The following is an 18,993-nucleotide window of genomic DNA, read 5'->3' as shown; positions in this document are numbered from 1 at the left end:
CAGTAGATGCTGCTAGTACTAGAGAAGTTTTAACAATTTTCAACATGGTTAAATTCCTTCGTTTTAAGTTAATCGGTTTGTTTTTGTTCGTTGGGATGGATTAAACCCTAACCGTTTAACAATAAAAACATGCCCCCTTATAACGAGGTATTTTTTTTAATACCCGTAACCTTATGGTTTGCGTTTCTTGTTTTTTTAAACTGTTGATTTATATTTTTTTATGTGTTTTTTTGTGGGCTGGGTTAACGCACAAGAAAGTGTTGTTTTTGACGTGATAGTGGTTAAACGGTCATTATGCGCCAGCGTAATTCAAAGGGTGCGTAAAAAATATATAAGCGTATGAGAGTGAGCTTTTATTACATCAGCCGGCTAATACCAACGCAACGCTGATAAAGGTAGTGTTTGAAACACCACAATATTTCAAATAAAGAAAAAAGCGACCCTAGGGTCGCTTTTAAAGTGCAGATTTCTCTGCAACCATGTTGAATTGGTTCACATGGTGTGAATTTGTTTTATAGGCGGTCGTTAAGCACTGCTGCGATGGGGTTGTCTTGCAAACCGTTTTCAGCAACCCACGCTTGAAGCGTTTTACCGTCAGCTTCTGGTGCGCTTAAGTCGCTCTTTGGCATTTTCTTAACAAGTAATGAACCCGCTTCAATCGCATTGCTCAAAAGTGCTGTTCTAATTAGGCTGTTACCACCGCAACTAACGCCCGAATAGTAATCTTTCAATTTAAGGCGGTAATCTGACTCTACTGCGCGCATTTTCTTGCGCAGTTCGCCCTTATCATCTGCTTCAACTATTGTGCAAATGTTTGCTAATGCTTCTGTTACGTCTGCTTGTGCGGTCGCTGACACGCTAAGAGTGGCGGCAACAACAAGGGAAGTTTTAACGATTTTCAACATGGTTAAATCCTTGGCTTTGAATAATGTGTTTCTTAAGCGACTCGGATTAGACCAGAGAGAATGTGAGGGAAAAATCGCAACGCTTATACCTTGGTATGAAAACTGATAACTAAGCGTTGGTGTGAAGGGTGTTTTGAGAAAATAGAGCGCCCGAAAGTACAGTGTTTTCGGGCGCTGTAGAGGCTTGTTAATCGCTAGTGAGGTTTGAACGCGCTTGCTACTTCCATTATTTGTTCTCTCATCCACATGTGCGCATAATCGTGATCTGCACTTACATGCCAATAAAGGAAGTATTCTACTGGCGGAAGTTCAAATGGCATTTCGTATATCGCAAGGTCGTAATGTTTTGCCAGATGGAAAGGGAGGCATGCGATAAGGTCGGTTTTAACAATGGTACTTGGTACAGTTAAAAAGTGCTGACCACGCATGACTTCTTTTCTACGTTTACCTAGTTTATCTAACGCAACCTCAATAGGACCTGCACCGGATTTGCGCTGCGATACATTAATGTGACCTAGGCGAAGAAAAGTATCTAAGTTAAGCCCATTTTTTAATGCTGGGTGATTTTTGCGTGCTAGTACAACAAAACGGTCTTGAGCAATTTTCTCTTTACAAAGGTGAGGATCGGTAAACGTTGATGCATCAGCAAAGAAATCAAGTGTTCCTGCTGCCATTGCTGAAACCACTTGACTACGGGGCATTTCATAGTTCGTTAGTGAGATATTGGGCGCTAAATTCTGAAGACGTGCAACCAACCTGGGCATAATGCTCGCTTCTAATAAGTCTCTACTTGCAAAGTTAAACGACGTCTCAGCGGTTAGCGGGTCGAATGTGTGACTTTCTTGAACACTTTTTCTTAGTAGGGCCAGGGCCTGCCTCGCTGGCACTATAATGTTTTGTGCTACAGGTGTTGGTGTCATGCTGTGACCTGTTCTTACAAAAAGTGGGTCGTTAAGCATTTCACGAAGGCGCGCCAAAGAGTTACTTACAGCGGGTTGTGTTATACACAAAACATCTGCTGCTTTGGTTAAGCTGCCTGCGGTGTAAATTGCGTCAAATACCGCAAAAAGATTCAAATCAATTCTATTGAGATTCATAACTAATCCTTTAAAAGCGAAAACCCTGATAAAGCCAATAGATATAAGAAACTGGCGTAAAATGAAAATGGTGTAGAAGGCTTTCCAATGCTAACTTGCTACATGGCATCTACTTTAATTTTACGAGAGTGTAACAAGAATATTTATAAATACCTATTATTAAAAGTTAATTGAAACATTCAACGTAATAATAGTAGTTTGGTCGTTAATTAACGCACCTTGGACGAAAATATGAAAACACTGATAGATTTAAAGGCAGATGATGTCTTATCTCAACCACAATGGATAACCGTGTCGCAAGAAATGATAAATCAATTTGCTGAAGCTACAGGTGATCATCAGTGGATACACTTAGATGAGGCAAAATGTGAGAAAGAAAGCCCATTCGGCACTACAATTGCGCACGGCTTTTTGTCAGCCAGTCTTATGCCAAAAGCGTTTGCAGAAGTGATAACGCCAGGCGATAAAGTTCGCTCTATGATCAACTACGGTATTGATAAGTTGCGTTTTCTTGAACCAGTGAAAAGCGGAGATGCTATCAAATATCAGTTTAAGGTTTCTGAGATAACCGAAAAGCCCCAAGGTAAACTTTTTAAAGTTGATGGAAGCTGTGTTTTAAAATCAAGCGGTAACCCAGCGCTAGTAGGAAGTTTTTTAATGTTAGCGGTGTTGTAGCGCTTAGCAGTAAATAATTGTTAACCGCGTACAGTGTATTAGATTAGATGGAATCAGGGCTCTCACAACAATAGACAGCCCTGACAGTCACACTAGTTTCCAGCTTCTTCTGCACCTTCTTCAATGGCTTCTCCTGCGCTTTGAATATCTTCACCAGCGCCTTCAATGGTTGCACATGCACTAAACCCAGTTGCGCCAATTATCAGTAATAATGCTGACAGGAATGACGTTAATTTTTTCGCATTGATAGTAACCATTTGTTTATCCTCATTGTGGGTTTACTTTTAAACGCGCAGTGCTCTGCGCGAATTAAAATAGGGTGTTTAAAAGCGTCCTAATTGTCGCTAGCAGTGCTTGCGCAGTTCGAGTTCCCGCTTTTTTCGTTGTTGCTTTCTTGGCGCTTGCTTAACATCGCATCTAACTTATCACCGCCCTTAGCGTTGAAGTCCAATGTTCTAATTGGAAACGGAATAAGTATGTCGTTTTCGTCCAGCACATTTTTCACAGTAGTTACAGCGTCGTGACGTACTTCCATAAACGAAGGCGTGCCTGGGTATCGTATCCAAAACCATAGAAGCAGGTTGATACTCGAATCGCCAAAGGACTCTGCGTACACCGCTGTTTCGTCTTTCTTGATGACATAGTCTTTTTCATTCATTGCATCGGTAATACATTTAGCAGCTTGCTCAATGTCGTCTGCATAGGAAATTCCAACGGGAACTTCTATTCTTCTGTGCCCCAAGTAGGAGTAGTTAGTCAGTATGTTTCTAAACAAAATCTTGTTAGGAATAACTTCAAGCTGACCGTAAAAAGTCTCTACAAGGGTGTTTCGTAGATTTATCTCTCTTACATTACCGAAAACACCTTCTGCTTCTATCACGTCTCCAATTTCGAAAGGCTTACGAATTCCCATCGCAATACCAGCAATAAAATTCTCAGTCATATCTTGAAAAGCAAAACCAATGGCAAGACCGACGATACCTGCACCAGCAAGCAATGACGTAACCGTGCCTTTAAGCCCAACAAAATCGAGTGCTATAAATATTCCAGCAACAATAATGATGAACTTTATAATTGAGGTGAGCAGCCCCGCGATTTGGCGAGACTCAAACGTACGCCGCATTATCTTTCCGCTTACATTACCTATCACCTTTGCAAGCACGCCGAATAAAATAGCGATGACAAAGGCGACAGCAATATTGGGAAGCAGTGTTATGCCACCTTCAATCCATCCCTCTAGCTTCTCACTCAGCAATTTGTAAATTTCATCAATTTTGGGAAATTCCATACGTCCTCATGGGTTGTTTCATGACCTATACGATTATGCGCTTTAGTTTGGATATGGAGTGTTCAAGAACCGTTCCTAGTTGAGGTGAGTTCTCAGGTCTTTGAAAGTAACTGCATTTTTGTTTCTTTCTTATTTTTGAAAATACACATATGTGAAGATATTTCACACTGTTCGTAAGTTTTTCTCTGTCGATATTGGCGATAATTGCTACCGAGAAAACTATTAATCTTTAGTATTTCTGGTCTGACCATCTGTAAAATTAATGTGAACATATTATTCACAATAAATTTACAAACATGAATTTGGAGCATAGTATCAACGACGTAGGTCAGTAATTGTTGTTGGCCTCGAGCCTATAAAAATACGAAATCGAATAGCTAGTTGCTAACGGAGCGTGTGGGTAGTAGTGCCGGTAGTGATAAGCACAGATTTGGAATCACACTATGAAATTGAATACGCGTAAGACTGCGGTTGCCACTCTTGTTGGTGCTGCATTGTTTTGTTCGCCTCTTACTTCCATGGCACAGGATGCCGATGCGAATAACGAGCAAGAAGCGAAAAAAGATGTTGAGCTTATCCTTGTCACCGGTAGTTTCGTTCGCCGCAGCGAAAACTTCGATTCTCCTTCACCTTTGGCGGTAGTTGATAGCGTTGCTATCGATTCCATTGGCGCTAAAAATATTGCCGATATTACACAAACACTCACCATTAATACGGGTGCTGAAAACAACCCAGATGCTTTTACACAAAATGCCACCGCAGGTACGTCGAATATTAACTTGCGCGGGCTAGGTGTGGCATCCACGCTAGTACTGCTTAATAACAAGCGGCAAGTTGTTAATGCGCAACCTACAAACGAAGGCTTAAACTTCGTCGATACCAGTTCATTGGTTCCCATGATTGCTATCGACAGAATGGAAGTGGTTAAAGATGGTGCTTCTGCACTATATGGCTCTGATGCGGTTGCCGGGGTAGTGAACTTTATTACAAAGCGTAATTACGAAGGTGCAATGGTTACTGCTGACTACCAAGACGGCGCACACGGTGATAATAAAGAATATGTACTACAAGGCCTATGGGGGGCTACAGGCGATAAAGGGAATGTGTTAGCTGCAATTAGCTATACCAACCGTTCTCCACTTTTCATTAGCGATAGACGATTAAGTCGCCCTCAAGACGATACCAGTGCTCTTGGTAATCCTGTTAGCTTCTTTATTGCGCCAGGTGTGCCTGTAATCGATCCTTTCGGTTGTGCAGAGTTTGGTGGTTTCCCTCAAATTCTAGCTCCAGAGGGTACTGTTCCTGGCTTAGACGTAGGTCTTTGTGGATTCGACTTCGGCCCATACTATTCTTATGTACCTGATGAAAGTCGTATTAATGCCTACACTCGAGCTGAGTATGAGTTCACCGACGATATTACATGGACAACGGAAATAGGCATGGCAAGAAACCGCGCAGAACGTGGAGGTGCACCGAGCTTTCCTATTCTTACCGCGCCGGTAGTGCCAGATTACCATCCGCAAAACCCATTCGGTCGTTCAGTGGCTTTCTTTGGCCGAGCAGAGGGTAACGGTCAACCTGGAGATGCCGCTAATACTGAGTCGGATACATTCCGTTTTAGCACGAATCTACAGGGCGTCACCGACAGCGGATTCTGGGAAGTAAGTTACACCAGAGCCGTGAATGACTTCTTATTCTCGGTACCAGATGTGCTGAACACTGAGTTCCAGTTAGCGCTGCTTGGTTTCGGAGGTTCCGATTGTAACCCTGTAACCGGCACACCGGGTCAAGGAAGCTGTGAATTCTTTAATCCTTTTGCTACGTCTTACACTACGTCACCAAATTCTGACTACGTTATTAACTCTTTCACCGGCAGACAAGTTATCGACTCGAAGGCTGATTTAGAGGTGTTTGAAGCGTTTACGTCATTTGATACTTTCGAAATGGGTGGTGGTTTTGCTGCGCTAGCGCTAGGTATACAGTATAGAGAAAACAGCTTGCGCCAAGACTATGACGAATTGTCGAATCAAGACAGCTTTACATTTGTAATAGGTAACCCCGATTTAGACGGTAGCCAAGATGTATGGGCTGCATTTGGTGAATTAGCATTGCCTATTAACGATGAATTAGATGTTCAGCTTGCGGTTCGCTATGAAGACTACGGGGGTAGCATTGGTAGTACTGTAGATCCTAAACTAGCAGTGTCGTGGCGTGCATCGGAAGAGTTTTCGCTGCGCGGTTCAATATCGACATCGTTTAGAGCACCTACAGTGTTCTTAGCACAGGGCGGCGCGACGTCACTTCAGCAAGTCGTTGATCCAGTACAAGGCGCGCAAGCTTTCGTAGCAGTGCGCACATCAGGTAATGCTGATCTTAAGCCTGAAGAGTCAACGGCATATAACATTGGTTTTTCTTACGAGCCGTTTAGAGACCTTTCTATCGAGGTTGATTATTGGAACTTTGAATTTGAAGATTTGATAATTCAAGAAAATGCACAAGCGTTATTAAATGCTGATCCAACAAACACTGACCGTATTGTTCGTGCAGGTGATCCGGTTTCTGGTCCAGTACTTCAAATTAACAACACTTACGTTAATGCGAGCTCACTGGAAACATCCGGCATCGATTTTGTTTCTAGTTATAAAATGGAAACAGAAATGGGGAACTTTACGCCAACAATTCAGGCAACGTATATTACCAAATACGATTTAAGTGATCCTCAAGCTGGAAGTATCGATGGTGCAGGGCGCCGTAACTTTAATAACATTGGTGTTTCGTCTCCTGAACTTCGAATGAACATTGGCTTGAATTGGCAGCATGATGTACATGCAGCAAATGTCTTCCTTCGTTATATTTCATCGTATGACGACGACCAAAACTGTGCTGATGGAACAAGTAACACAGCAGGCTGTGCTAATGGTTTCTATGAAATCGACAGTATGTTAACGGTAGATGCGCAGTACAACATCGACCTTGGCAGTGTGTTTGATACCGACCAAAGCTATGTGTTAACACTTGGTGGTATTAATTTGTTTGATGAAGAACCTCCACAGGTGTTCACAAACAGTGGTTTCGACTCAAAAGTACACGACCCTCGTGGTCGTCAAATTTACGCAAGACTTGCAGTCGAGTTTTAAAACACCATAAAGCGTAAAAGCCGGCTGCTTAGCCGGCTTTTTTGTAAAGTAAATACTCCACCTTTATCGCACGTTTTTAGGTTTCATTCGTGATTTCAATTTTCTAATCTAAAAGACTTTCATTACAGTACACCTAACACAATAAGACTGACTGAATAGGATGAATGTATGCCTACAAAATTAAATGATGATGCTGTGGATGTGAAGTTATCGGAACTCAATGAACTAGTAACCGACGAAAGCCTATGGGTAAGAGAAGGTGATGCGATAAAGAAAACATTTACGTTTAAAAGTTTTATAAGAGCGTTTGGTTGGATGTCTCAAATTGCGATATGGGCAGAGAAACTAAAACATCACCCAGAATGGTTCAATGTTTATAACCGTGTTGAAGTAAGACTTACCACTCATGATGTGGATGGACTGAGTGAGCTAGACTTCATGCTTGCTGAAAAGATGGAAAAGTTTCAGTAATTAGCCTGGTTAATTGACTGTAGATGTAGAGTTCATTTTTTAACGCTGTTTGTGTTTATTTTGCACGTTTTGTTTAATAAATCCTCGAACAGTCAGAAAAATGAAATATTTATGACTGTGCCTATTGTGTTAGTAAAGTGCCTATGTATAATACGCACCACATTGAGGCGAGGCGCTGAAAAGCAAATCTTCCAATGCTAATTTCTGGCGCGGGATGGAGCAGTCTGGTAGCTCGTCGGGCTCATAACCCGAAGGTCGTAGGTTCAAATCCTGCTCCCGCAACCACAGAAATTACACCAGTTTTCAAAGTGTGCAGTGCATGCTTTATTGTACAGACGCGGGATGGAGCAGTCTGGTAGCTCGTCGGGCTCATAACCCGAAGGTCGTAGGTTCAAATCCTGCTCCCGCAACCACATTTAAGCCCTTGCATATGCAAGGGCTTTTTTGTTTATCTTTTGTATATTTTTAAGTAATACTTCTTTCTCTACCAGGTTCAAATACCACATCATTGTATGATGCCAGCGTTAATTATATGCTAACGTTATACTTTGACTGATTTTTCTCTATGAGGCGTAGCATTCTATGTTGCTCCAGTATTTTACCGTAGACGACCCTTCACGCCTTATTAATGGTGAGTATTATCCCCCGTTAGTTATACTCTCGCTTTTGGTAGCCATTTTTGCCTCTTTCATGGCATTCAATGTGGCAGGTCATGCCGCAGTTACAGAAGATAAAAGAAGAAAAAATATACTGTTGTGTACCGGAAGTTTGGCACTTGGTGGTGGCATTTGGTCTATGCACTTTCTGGGCATGACGGCTTTTGAGCTATGTTTACCGGTAAACTACAACTTTACCATTACAGCACTGTCAGCTGTTCCCGGCTGTGCAGCTGCATGGGTGGCGTTGAACCTTTTAACTAGGCACCGAATAACGCCTTTAGAAATAGTGGTTGGCGGCATTCTTGTGGGTGCTGGAATTGGTACAATGCACTACACCGGCATGGTGGCAATGGAAATGGCACCTTTGCTACGTTACGACCTACCTATATTTTTGCTGTCTATTGTCGTTGCCGTTGTACTTGCCATGCTGTCGCTTTGGATAAAGTTTGGTATTACAGCGGCATCTAAGTCAAAACGATTTCTTGGTAAATATGTCATTGTGGCGAGTATTGTAATGGGGCTTGCCATTGCGGGCATGCATTACACAGGAATGGCTGCGGCTCGTTTTGTGCTTCCTCCTGGCATGGAATTGTCAGATCAAACCTCGGATATATCCTTCTATTTAGCAATTTCGATTTCCGTTTTTACATTGTTCATGATTGCGCTGGTGTTGGGTATAACCATCCTTTTCAAATATCGAGATGTAATGCTGCGCGCAGTTGAAAGTGAACGCATTCAAGCGGCAATTACCGATACGGCCGTGGATGCTATTTTAACAGTTGATAGTCGTGGAATAATTCGTACAGCTAACCCAGCAGTAGAGGCAATATACGGTTACACACAGGCAGAAATTATAGGTCGTCATGCGTCCATCATAGTACCTGAGGAGCGCCGTCATTTATATGGCGATGATTTCTTTAGCCAGCGTGTTGTGCCTACAGAACGAATTATTGGCACAGGGCGCGAGGTTGAAGTTTTACGAAAAGATGGTACTCGCATTCCTGCCCGTGTTGGCATTGGCTACACAGAAGTCGATGGAAAACCCGTATTTGTTTCTTTCGCGTCCGATCTTCGAAAACGCAAGCAAATGGAAGATGCACTTCGTGAGAGCGAGGCGAAGTTCAGAAGTCTGATTGGGAATATTCCTGGTGCAGTTTATCGTTCGAAATGCAGCGACGGCTGGCCAATGATGTTTGTAAGTAACGCTATTGTTGATATTACTGGTTATCCAGCCGATGACTTTCAGTTCCCGGAACCAAAACGTTACTTTTCTGAACTATATCACCCAGATGACGCTGACTATTTAAATAATGTCGCCGAGTTTGACGGCAGCTTTTCTATTGAATACCGCATCATTGATAAGCACAAAAATACGCGTTGGTTGCTAGAGCAAGGCACGTGTATTTATGATGAAAATGGCGAGCGTTTGTACATCGACGGCTTCATCATGGACATTACCGAGCGCAGGCAGATGGAAGAGGAACTTAAGTCTGCTAAGGTGAGAGCCGAGGATGCTGCGGCTGCCCGAACTGCTTTCTTGGCTAATATGAGTCATGAAATAAGAACGCCGATGAACGCGATAATTGGTTTTAGTGATTTATTGCTTAATAGTGACTTAAACGCAGAGCAAACTTCACATTTAACCACGGTAAATAAATCTGCACGTTCATTGCTGCACATTCTTAATGACATTCTCGACAGTGCCAAGCTAGACAAAGGTAAACTAGAGATTGATAAGCGTCCTTTCTGCCTCCGTGAAGAGTTAGATCTCGTGGTATCAACGTTTTGGTTGGAGGCAAAGCGCAAAGGTGTGCAGTTAGCGTTGACTGTTGAAGACGATGTAGCAAGAGGGGTATCTGGCGCACCAGAAAGACTTCGTCAAATTCTGAATAATCTTATTGGGAACGCGGTTAAATTTACCCATGCAGGCAAAGTTGCACTGTACGTTAAAAATTGCGATCAAGGGGTTAGCTTTGAAATAAGTGATACGGGCATAGGTATGACCGAAGAGCAGGTCTCTAGAGTGTTTGAAGCGTTCTCGCAAGCAGATGCTTCAATGAGCCGAAAGTACGGTGGTACAGGGTTGGGCACCACTATTTCAAAGCAACTCGTAGAATTGATGGGCGGGGCAATTACTGTAAAGAGTGAAGAAGGAAAAGGCAGCACGTTCACCTTTACGCTTCCACTTGAAGAAGCAGAGATTCAACAAACAGACAGTTCATCAAGTGATAAAGCACTGCCAACGTTTGATAAAGTACTTTCAATTCTCGTTGTAGATGATGTGCAGCAAAATGTTGAGCTACTTGAATTACTTCTAAAACGAAATGGCCACGCAGTAGAAATAGCGCGCGATGGTCAGCAAGCGCTAGATAAAATGCAGGAAGCGACATTTGATATTGTACTAATGGACTTACAAATGCCGAATGTTGATGGCTTAGAAGCGACTAGGCAGCGACGAATATTTGAACGTCAAAATAGCCTTTCTGCAACACCTATTATTGCACTTACGGCAAGCGTACTTATTGAAGATAAGCAAGCTGCACAAGAAGCGGGGATGGAAGGTTTTGCAAACAAACCAATAGACCTTCCAGTGCTTATGCAAGAGATGGCAAGGGTGCTCGGAACACAGGTTTCTGCACCTGCATCAACGTCTCATGCTGTCGACACTAGTGATAGCACATCGAATATTAACATTGATGAATCGGTGCTTAATATGAGCAAAGCGAGTGCTTTGTGGGGCAACGAAGCGTTAGTTTTTAAAGAGGTTGATAAATTTGCCGTAGAAGCCAGCGCAAAAGTTGATGAGATAACTTCCGCTGTTGCTAATGCAGATTGGGAGCGAGTGGGTTCGCTTGCACATGGTTTGAAAGGCGTGTCAGGTAACTTAAGTCTTGTCACGTTTTACGAGCTAAGTAAAACTATTGAGTCGCAAGCGGTAGCGGGTAGCGTTGATATTCAACTGGTAAATGAGTTAAGGCACTCTTTAAATGCTATTGATAGATTACTTCAGGCGTCGCCGCTTTATGCAGAGCAGTCAATTAATGACAGTATCGATAGTGGCTTATTATTGGAGTATCTTGAACTGGTTAAACAGCGCGTTCAACAGAATATGCTTGATGAAGAAGAATTAAACTACTTACGCCAATTCGATTCACTAGAATATAAGGAAGAGCTAACGCTAATACTCAATGAACTGGATGACTTTGAGTTTGAGGTTGCATTAAAACGGATAACTGCGTTAATTGAGAAATTGAGATAAAACAGAGAAAAGCATGTTAGACATTGAAATTAACAAACCAACGCTGTTACTGGTAGACGATGAGCCGGTCAATCTTCGGGTGCTTAAACAGTTACTGGCCGCAGACTATCAGTTAATTTTCGCTAAAAGTGGTGAAGAGGCGCTGAAACTTGCTACTTCTCGCCAACCCAATCTCATATTGCTGGATATTATGATGCCTGGCATGACAGGGTTTGATGTATGCCGTTACCTCAAAGATGAAGCTTCAACAAAACATATCCCGGTAATCTTCGTTACTGCCCTTAATGATGAACACGATGAAGCAGAGGGGTTTAACGTCGGCGCAGTAGACTACATCACGAAACCTATATCTTCTGCCATTGTGAAAGCCAGAGTAAAAACACACTTAAGTCTTGTACAGTCAGATGAACTGCTAGAAAGCCGGCTTCAGGTAGTGCAGCGTTTAGGGCGCGCTGCGGAATACAAAGACAATGAAACGGGCATGCATGTTATGCGTATGAGCCACTTTTCAAAGGTTCTCGCACTTGCTTATGGTTTAACAGAGAAACAAGCAGAAATACTGCTTCATGCCGCGCCTATGCATGACATTGGCAAAATTGGCATTGCCGACAGCATTATGTTGAAGCCTGGGAAATTAACTGACGAAGAATTTACAACCATGAAGGCCCACCCGGAAATAGGGGCTGAGATAATTGGTGATTGCGGTGATTCTTTGTTGTTGAAAGTAGCGAAATCGGTGTCGTTAACACATCATGAAAAGTGGGATGGAACTGGCTATCCAAAAGGCTTAGCTGGGGAAGATATACCCATTGAAGGGCGTATTTGTGCAATTGCAGATGTTTTTGATGCATTAACAAGCAAGCGACCTTACAAAGAGGCTTGGAGCATTGAGAAGACGGTAGACTTCCTTCAAAATCAGAAGGGTAAGCACTTTGAGCCTAAGCTCGTCGATTTGCTTATTGAAAACTTACCTCAGATTTTAGAGATAAAAGCCACCTTTAAGGATGAAGAGTAAACGCGTTTAGACATATAGAATGCATAATAGAATTGCGCCAAAGGCTTTTCGCTGTTGCTTAATGTGTCGCCTATAAGTATAATGTGCGCATTCGATGACGAGCGCGGGCTCCCTCAGTGTTTAGGAAAGTAACGCATTCGTCGAAAGCAAGCTATCACCACACGGTGGTTTCACCCATAGGCTTGCAACTGCCTTGTCGGCAGGTATGGGTTCAGAATTTTAATAAAAAGCCCCGCTAGTCCGGGGCTTTTTGTTGTATTAAAAAACCTGGAGTCAGCCTTGCTGAGCTAGGTGATGACAGGTGGGCTTTAGGCCCTTTTTTCGTTTTTGGAGGTTTGCATTGGCAAAACTTGAAGAGAAGCTAACCGAAATGCTTGAGCCCGGTGTAGAGGCGCTAGGCTTTGAACTGGTTGGCATCGAGTTTGTTAGAGCGGGGAAGCATTCTATTCTTCGCGTTTTTATTGATCATGAAAACGGTATCACCGTAGATGATTGTGCGGATGTGAGTCATCAGGTTAGTGCTATTTTGGACGTTGAAGATCCAATCAGCACTGAATATAACCTAGAAGTGTCGTCACCTGGAATGGACAGACCGCTTTTCAAAGAGAAGCACTACATCGAGTCTGTGGGTGAAGTAGTTCAAGTTCGTTTGTCTATGCCAATGGACGACAGACGTAATTTTAAAGGCAAAGTACTGGCATGCGAAAATGGCATGGTAAGTATTGAAGTGGATGGCCAGCAGTTCCAGTTAGCTGTGGCGAATATCGAAAAAGGTAACGTTGTTCCCACGTTCGATTAACGGAACAGCTCTGCTTTCATCGACGAAAGCAAAAGAGAGGCGAAAATGAATAAAGAAATTTTGTTAGTGGCGGAAGCCGTTTCAAATGAAAAACAAGTGCCTAGAGAGAAAATTTTTGAAGCGCTAGAGTTTGCTATTGCTAGTGCAACCAAAAAGAAGAACGAAGGCGAAATTGAGGTTCGTGTAAGCATAGACCGTACTTCAGGTGACTTTGATACATTCCGTCGCTGGTTAGTTATTCCTGACGACCAAGAGCAGGAAAATCCATTTGCTGAAATTACGTGGTCTGCTGCGCAAATCGACGAGCCAGAAATTCAGCTAGGCGATTATGTAGAAGAGCAAATTGAATCTATCAAATTCGACCGCATAACTACGCAAACCGCTAAGCAAGTGATCGTGCAAAAAGTACGTGAAGCAGAGCGTCAGCAAATGATTGCTGAATATGAAGACAAAGTGGGCGAGTTGGTAACGGGTACTGTTAAAAAAGTAAACCGCGACAACATCATCATCGACTTGGGTAACAACGCTGAAGGTGTTATTTACCGTGACGATATGCTTCCTCGCGAAACATTCCGTCCAGGCGACCGCGTACGTGGTCTTCTGTATGTTATCCGTCCAGAAGCGCGCGGTGCACAGCTATTTATTAGTCGTACTCACCCAGACATGCTTGTTGAATTGTTCCGCTTAGAAGTTCCTGAAATTGCGGAAGAAACACTTGAGATTAAATCTGCCGCTCGTGACCCAGGTTCACGTGCAAAGATTGCTGTGAAAACTAATGATAAGCGTCTTGACCCAGTAGGTGCTTGTGTTGGTATGCGAGGTTCACGTGTTCAAGCGGTATCAGGTGAGTTAGGCGGTGAGCGTGTGGACATCGTGCTTTGGGATGAAAACCCAGCGCAATTTGTTATCAACGCGATGGCGCCAGCTGAAGTTGCTTCAATTGTTGTTGATGAAGACAGCAATAGCATGGATGTAGCGGTTGAAGCGGATAACCTAGCACAAGCGATTGGCCGTAGCGGTCAAAACGTTCGCTTGGCTAGCCAGCTTACTGGCTGGGAACTTAACGTGATGACGGTTGATGACCTCAACAAGAAGCACGAAGAGGAAAATGCGAAGGTACTTGATCTGTTTACTGCAGGTCTGGACATTGACGAAGAGTTCGCATCTGTACTTGTAGATGAAGGCTTTACCACACTTGAAGAAGTGGCATACGTTCCGGCAAGTGAACTTCTTGCTGTTGACGGGTTAGACGAAGAAACCGTAGAAGAGCTGCGCAACCGAGCGCGTGCTTATTTAACTACGCGTGCACTTGCAAACGAAGAATCGCTAGAGGGTGCAGAACCTACAGAAGCCTTATTAAATCTTGAAGGTATGAGTAAGCACGTGGCTTATGTGTTGGCCAGCCGCGGTGTTACCGACCTAGAAGAATTAGCAGAACAAGGTACCGATGATATCAGTGATATCGAAGAACTGGACGAAGAGAAAGCTGGCGCGCTTATCATGGCCGCTCGTAATATCGTATGGTTCAGTGAAGAAGAGTAAGGTCAACAGGGGGAAAATTACGTAATGGCAGATGTATCTATTGAAAAGCTCGCCAGCGACATTGGTACGACCGTTGACCGATTGGTTGGCCAGTTTAAAGACGCGGGTATCACAAAGAGTGCCGGCGATCAGGTAAACGAAGACGAGAAACAAAAACTTTTGGATCATTTAAGTAAGCAACACGGCAGTGCAGCCGAACCAACGCGTATGACACTTAAGCGCAAAACGACAAGCACACTAAGCGTAGGCAAGTCGAAAGAAGTTAAAGTAGAAGTACGTAAAAAGCGCACATACGTGAAGCGTAGCGATGTTGAAGAACAGCAGCGTTTAGCGGAAGAAGAAGCGAAACGTGCTGAAGAAGAACGCCTGAAGCGTGAAGCGGAAGAAAAAGCAGCAGCTGAAGCGAAAAAGGCCGCTGAAGAGAAAGCGCGTAAAGCAGCAGAAGCTAAGAAAGCCGCTGATGAAGAGCGTGCCCGTCGTGCTGAACAAGCAAAGAAAGAGGCTGAAGCACGCAAGGCAGACGAGCCTGAAATGACAGAAGCCGAGAAAGCAGAAGCGGAAGCGGCACGTCAGGAAGAAGAGCGTCTACGTAAAGCGCAGGAAGAAGAAGCGCAGAAGAAACTTGAAGAAGATGCGAAGAAAGCCGCTGAAGAAGCGCGCAAACTAGCTGAAGAAAACGAACGTCGCTGGAAAGAAGAAGAAGAGCGCCGTAAGAAAGCGGAAGCTGAAGAAGTTCACTTGCACTCTAACCGTTACGCTCAAGAAGCGGAAGACGAAGAAGACATGCAGGTTGAGCGTTCATCACGTCGTCGTCGCAAGTCGAAGAAAAACGCGGGCGAGCACCTTAAGCAAGGCTTTAACAAGCCTGCTGCACCTGTTGAACGTGTTGTTAAACTTGGCGCGACCATCACCGTAGGCGAGCTAGCAAGCAAACTTGCTATAAAGTCTAACGAAGTTATCAAAACGATGATGAAGATGGGCGAAATGGCCACTATTAACCAAGTACTAGACCAAGATACTGCAGTACTAGTAGTTGAAGAAATGGGCCACAAGTTTGAGCTTGTTAACGACAACGCGCTTGAAGAAGAATTGCTAGCCGATGACACTGCTGGTGAGAAAACAACACGTGCACCTGTTGTAACTATCATGGGTCACGTTGACCACGGTAAAACGTCACTTCTAGACTACATTCGTCGTGCGAAAGTAGCCGATGGCGAGGCCGGCGGTATCACTCAGCATATTGGTGCATACAAAGTTCAAACTGATAACGGTGAAATCACGTTCCTTGATACACCTGGACACGCCGCGTTTACTGCAATGCGTGCACGTGGTGCTACAGCAACAGATATCGTTATCCTTGTAGTTGCTGCTGATGACGGTGTAATGCCGCAAACAAAAGAAGCGGTACAGCACGCGCGTGCTGCTGGCGTACCTCTTATTGTTGCAGTAAACAAGATGGATAAAGAAACTGCAGATCCAGATCGCGTTAAAACTGAGCTTTCTCAGTTGGAAGTTATTTCAGAAGAGTGGGGCGGTGAGCACCAGTTCTGTAATGTTTCTGCAAAAACCGGTATGGGCGTAGACGAGCTTCTAGAAGCAATTGTTCTACAAGCAGAAGTACTTGATCTTAAAGCAGTAGCCGACGGCGCAGGCCGCGGTATTGTTATCGAATCTCGCCTTGATAAAGGTCGTGGTCCAGTGGCTTCTGTACTTGTTCAGGAAGGTCAACTTCGTTCTGGCGACATTCTACTTTGCGGTGAAGAGTATGGCCGTGTTCGTGCAATGCGCGACGAGAATGGTAACGAAATTAAGTTAGCAGGGCCTTCTACGCCTGTAGAAGTACTTGGTCTTTCAGGTGTGCCTGTAGCAGGTGAAGATGCAGCTGTTGTTAAAGACGAGCGTAAAGCTCGTGAAGTAGCGGCTAAGCGTCATCAGAAGAAGCGTGAACTTAAACTTGCGCGTCAGCAAAAAGCGAAGCTTGAAAACATGTTTGCGAACATGGAGTCAGGCGATGTTAGTGAGCTTAACATCGTACTTAAGGCCGACGTACAGGGCTCTGTAGAAGCGATCTCTGAATCACTTATTAAGCTTTCAACATCTGAAGTTAAAGTTAACATTGTAGGTAGTGGTGTAGGTGGTATTACCGAAACTGACGCAACCCTAGCGGCTGCATCAGGCGCTATCGTACTTGGCTTTAACGTTCGTGCCGATGCTACAGCACGTCGCGTACTTGAAGCTGAAGAAATTGACTTACGTTACTACAGCGTAATCTATAGCCTTATTGACGAGGTGAAAGCGGCCATGAGCGGTATGCTTGCACCAGAATTCAAACAGGAAATCATTGGTCTTGCAGAAGTACGTGATGTATTCAAGTCGCCTAAACTAGGTGCAATCGCTGGCTGTATGGTAACTGAAGGCGTAGTTAAGCGTAGCAACCCAATCCGTGTACTTCGTGATAACGTTGTAATCTACGAAGGTGAACTTGAATCACTGCGTCGCTTTAAAGACGATGTACAAGAAGTTCGTAACGGTATGGAATGTGGTATCGGCGTTAAGAACTACAACGATGTAAAAGTAGGCGACCAAATTGAGGTCTTCGAAATCGTTGAGGTTAAGCGCGAAATCTAATTGCCTGAAAATATTCGGCATGTAAAAAGCGGGGGCCGAGTGCTCCCGCTTTTGTCTATTAAGACGAATACATGAACGAAATATAGAACGGGAAAGGAGAATACAATGGCTCGTGAATTTTCACGTACCGATAGAGTGGCTCAGCAAGTTCATAAAGAAGTGGCTAGCATTCTTCAAAATGAATACAAACACCGTGTTGGTGATATGCCCTTGATTACTGTGTCTGACGTTGATGTGTCGCGCGATTTAGCTCACGCTAAAATTTTCGTGACTATTTACAACAGCACAGAAGAAGAAGGCAAAGTGCAAATTAAACAACTTGTTGAGTACAAGAAGTTTATCAGAAGCATTCTTGCGAAACGACTGCGTATGCGTTCTGTACCGGACCTTCACTTCTTTGAAGATAAGTCGATTGTAGAGGGTATGCGTATTTCTAATCTTGTGTCACAGACCATCGCTAAAGATGAGTCTAAGCGTGACAATGATGACTCACAAGAGCAGGAGTAGATGGCAAGACGTCGTAAAGGCCGTGAGATTAACGGCATAGTATTGCTTGATAAGCCGTTAGGTGGGTCGTCTAACCAACTACTACAAAAAGTACGTTGGCTGTATAAGGCGGCTAAAGCTGGACATACTGGCGCCCTTGACCCGCTTGCAAGCGGCATGCTGCCGCTGTGTTTGGGCGAGGCTACAAAGTTTTCTCAGTTTTTATTAGATGCAGAGAAAACCTACGAGGTTACCGCGCAGCTAGGTGTACGTACTACAACGTCTGATGCTGATGGTGAAGTAGTTGAAGAGAAACCGGTAGAGGTTAGCGAGCAACAAGTAAAAGAAGCGTGTCTTGCATTCTTAGGTAAAAGTAAGCAAATACCTTCCATGTTCTCGGCGCTTAAACATCAAGGTAAGCCACTTTACCACTATGCGCGTCAAGGCATAGAGATAGAACGTGAGCCACGTGATATCGAAGTTTATGAGCTTGATGTATTACGTATTGAATTGCCCTATGTCGATATGCGTATTAAATGCAGTAAAGGTACTTATATTCGTTCTATTGTTGACGATCTTGGCCAGAACCTAGGGTGTGGTGCATACGTAACCCGTTTGCATCGTACTGAAGTGGCAGACTATCCAAACGACAAAATGGTATCGCTAGATACATTAATCGACATTCAAGAATCGTTAGAAGAGGGTGATTTTGCCCCACTAGACGATTTACTTATTCCTATGGATACCGCTGTTAGCCGTTTGCCATTCGTTACTATTAATGATGAAGAACGCAAGCGCTTCGACAACGGTCAGTCGGTAAAAGGTAATAGCGCTTCAGCACTTGAAGAAGGCACTGCATATCGCGTTTATCACGGCGTCGATACTCAAGGCTTATTTCTTGGCGTAGGGGAAGGTGTGTTGGACCCAAAAGATCAGGGAATTCCAAAACAAGAAGTGTTTGTAAACCCAAAACGTCGAGTGGTTTATTCTTAATTAATGCTTTATTTGGAATAACAGCATACAAACCTTGCT

The 18,993-nt window shown here is 43.7% G+C and carries 14 protein-coding genes and 2 tRNA genes; 12 read left to right on the top strand and 4 right to left on the bottom strand.

The features are described 5' to 3' along the window. Positions 1-512: 512 nt before the first annotated feature. A complete protein-coding gene (locus V7R35_RS09085) occupies positions 513-905 on the bottom strand; it encodes a DUF3718 domain-containing protein (RefSeq protein ID WP_334014419.1) in 393 nt (130 codons plus the stop codon). Between the two features lie 194 nt (positions 906-1,099). Next, positions 1,100-2,002, bottom strand: coding sequence for a LysR family transcriptional regulator (locus V7R35_RS09080; protein WP_334014418.1), 903 nt, complete (start codon positions 2,000-2,002; stop codon positions 1,100-1,102). 231 nt (positions 2,003-2,233) lie between these two features. On the opposite strand from V7R35_RS09080, the gene V7R35_RS09075 reads away from it, so the two are divergent. Continuing rightward, positions 2,234-2,677: a MaoC family dehydratase gene (locus tag V7R35_RS09075; RefSeq protein WP_334014417.1), complete on the top strand. Its 444-nt coding sequence runs from the start codon at positions 2,234-2,236 to the stop codon at positions 2,675-2,677. A gap of 92 nt (positions 2,678-2,769) precedes the next feature. On the opposite strand, the gene V7R35_RS09070 is transcribed toward V7R35_RS09075, so the two are convergent. Together V7R35_RS09070 and V7R35_RS09065 are read right to left on the bottom strand one after the other, a co-directional pair. Next, positions 2,770-2,934, bottom strand: coding sequence for an entericidin A/B family lipoprotein (locus V7R35_RS09070; RefSeq protein WP_334014416.1), 165 nt, complete (start codon positions 2,932-2,934; stop codon positions 2,770-2,772). Between the two features lie 77 nt (positions 2,935-3,011). Further along, the gene (locus V7R35_RS09065; protein ID WP_334014415.1) at positions 3,012-3,965 is read right to left on the bottom strand and encodes a mechanosensitive ion channel family protein; all 954 of its coding nucleotides are present in this window, start codon (positions 3,963-3,965) and stop codon (positions 3,012-3,014) included. A 443-nt stretch (positions 3,966-4,408) separates the two neighbouring features. Between V7R35_RS09065 and V7R35_RS09060 the strand changes: the two genes are divergently transcribed. The 11 genes from V7R35_RS09060 (at position 4,409) to truB (ending at position 18,954) form a co-directional block, all read left to right on the top strand. Next, positions 4,409-7,102 carry a TonB-dependent receptor plug domain-containing protein gene (locus tag V7R35_RS09060; RefSeq protein WP_334014414.1) on the top strand — a complete coding sequence of 898 codons (2,694 nt, stop codon included), beginning with the start codon at positions 4,409-4,411 and terminating at the stop codon, positions 7,100-7,102. A gap of 168 nt (positions 7,103-7,270) precedes the next feature. After that, a complete protein-coding gene (locus V7R35_RS09055; protein ID WP_334014413.1) occupies positions 7,271-7,573 on the top strand; it encodes a 4a-hydroxytetrahydrobiopterin dehydratase in 303 nt (100 codons plus the stop codon). A 208-nt stretch (positions 7,574-7,781) separates the two neighbouring features. Then, positions 7,782-7,858, top strand: a tRNA-Met gene (locus V7R35_RS09050). A 51-nt stretch (positions 7,859-7,909) separates the two neighbouring features. Continuing rightward, positions 7,910-7,986: transfer RNA gene (locus V7R35_RS09045), tRNA-Met, on the top strand. Positions 7,987-8,155: 169 nt separating this feature from the next. Continuing rightward, a complete protein-coding gene (locus tag V7R35_RS09040; RefSeq protein ID WP_334014412.1) occupies positions 8,156-11,491 on the top strand; it encodes an MHYT domain-containing protein in 3,336 nt (1,111 codons plus the stop codon). Between the two features lie 13 nt (positions 11,492-11,504). Continuing rightward, a complete protein-coding gene (locus tag V7R35_RS09035; protein ID WP_334014411.1) occupies positions 11,505-12,506 on the top strand; it encodes a response regulator in 1,002 nt (333 codons plus the stop codon). Between the two features lie 340 nt (positions 12,507-12,846). Next, a complete protein-coding gene (gene rimP / locus V7R35_RS09030) occupies positions 12,847-13,305 on the top strand; it encodes a ribosome maturation factor RimP (protein ID WP_012518251.1) in 459 nt (152 codons plus the stop codon). A 45-nt stretch (positions 13,306-13,350) separates the two neighbouring features. Next, positions 13,351-14,847: a transcription termination factor NusA gene (gene nusA, locus V7R35_RS09025; RefSeq protein WP_334014410.1), complete on the top strand. Its 1,497-nt coding sequence runs from the start codon at positions 13,351-13,353 to the stop codon at positions 14,845-14,847. A 24-nt stretch (positions 14,848-14,871) separates the two neighbouring features. Beyond that, entirely contained in the window at positions 14,872-17,475 is a 2,604-nt protein-coding gene (gene infB, locus V7R35_RS09020; protein WP_334014409.1) for a translation initiation factor IF-2, read from the top strand. 105 nt (positions 17,476-17,580) lie between these two features. Then, positions 17,581-17,982: a 30S ribosome-binding factor RbfA gene (gene rbfA, locus V7R35_RS09015; RefSeq protein ID WP_334014408.1), complete on the top strand. Its 402-nt coding sequence runs from the start codon at positions 17,581-17,583 to the stop codon at positions 17,980-17,982. Then, positions 17,983-18,954 carry a tRNA pseudouridine(55) synthase TruB gene (gene truB / locus V7R35_RS09010; RefSeq protein ID WP_334014407.1) on the top strand — a complete coding sequence of 324 codons (972 nt, stop codon included), beginning with the start codon at positions 17,983-17,985 and terminating at the stop codon, positions 18,952-18,954. It abuts the gene before it with no gap. Positions 18,955-18,993 lie beyond the last annotated feature (39 nt).

This window comes from Alteromonas sp. S167 (assembly GCF_036864375.1).
Classification (GTDB): Bacteria; Pseudomonadota; Gammaproteobacteria; order Enterobacterales; family Alteromonadaceae; genus Alteromonas.
Note: the sequence above shows the minus strand (reverse complement) of the source record. Positions and strands in the feature narration are given on the sequence as shown.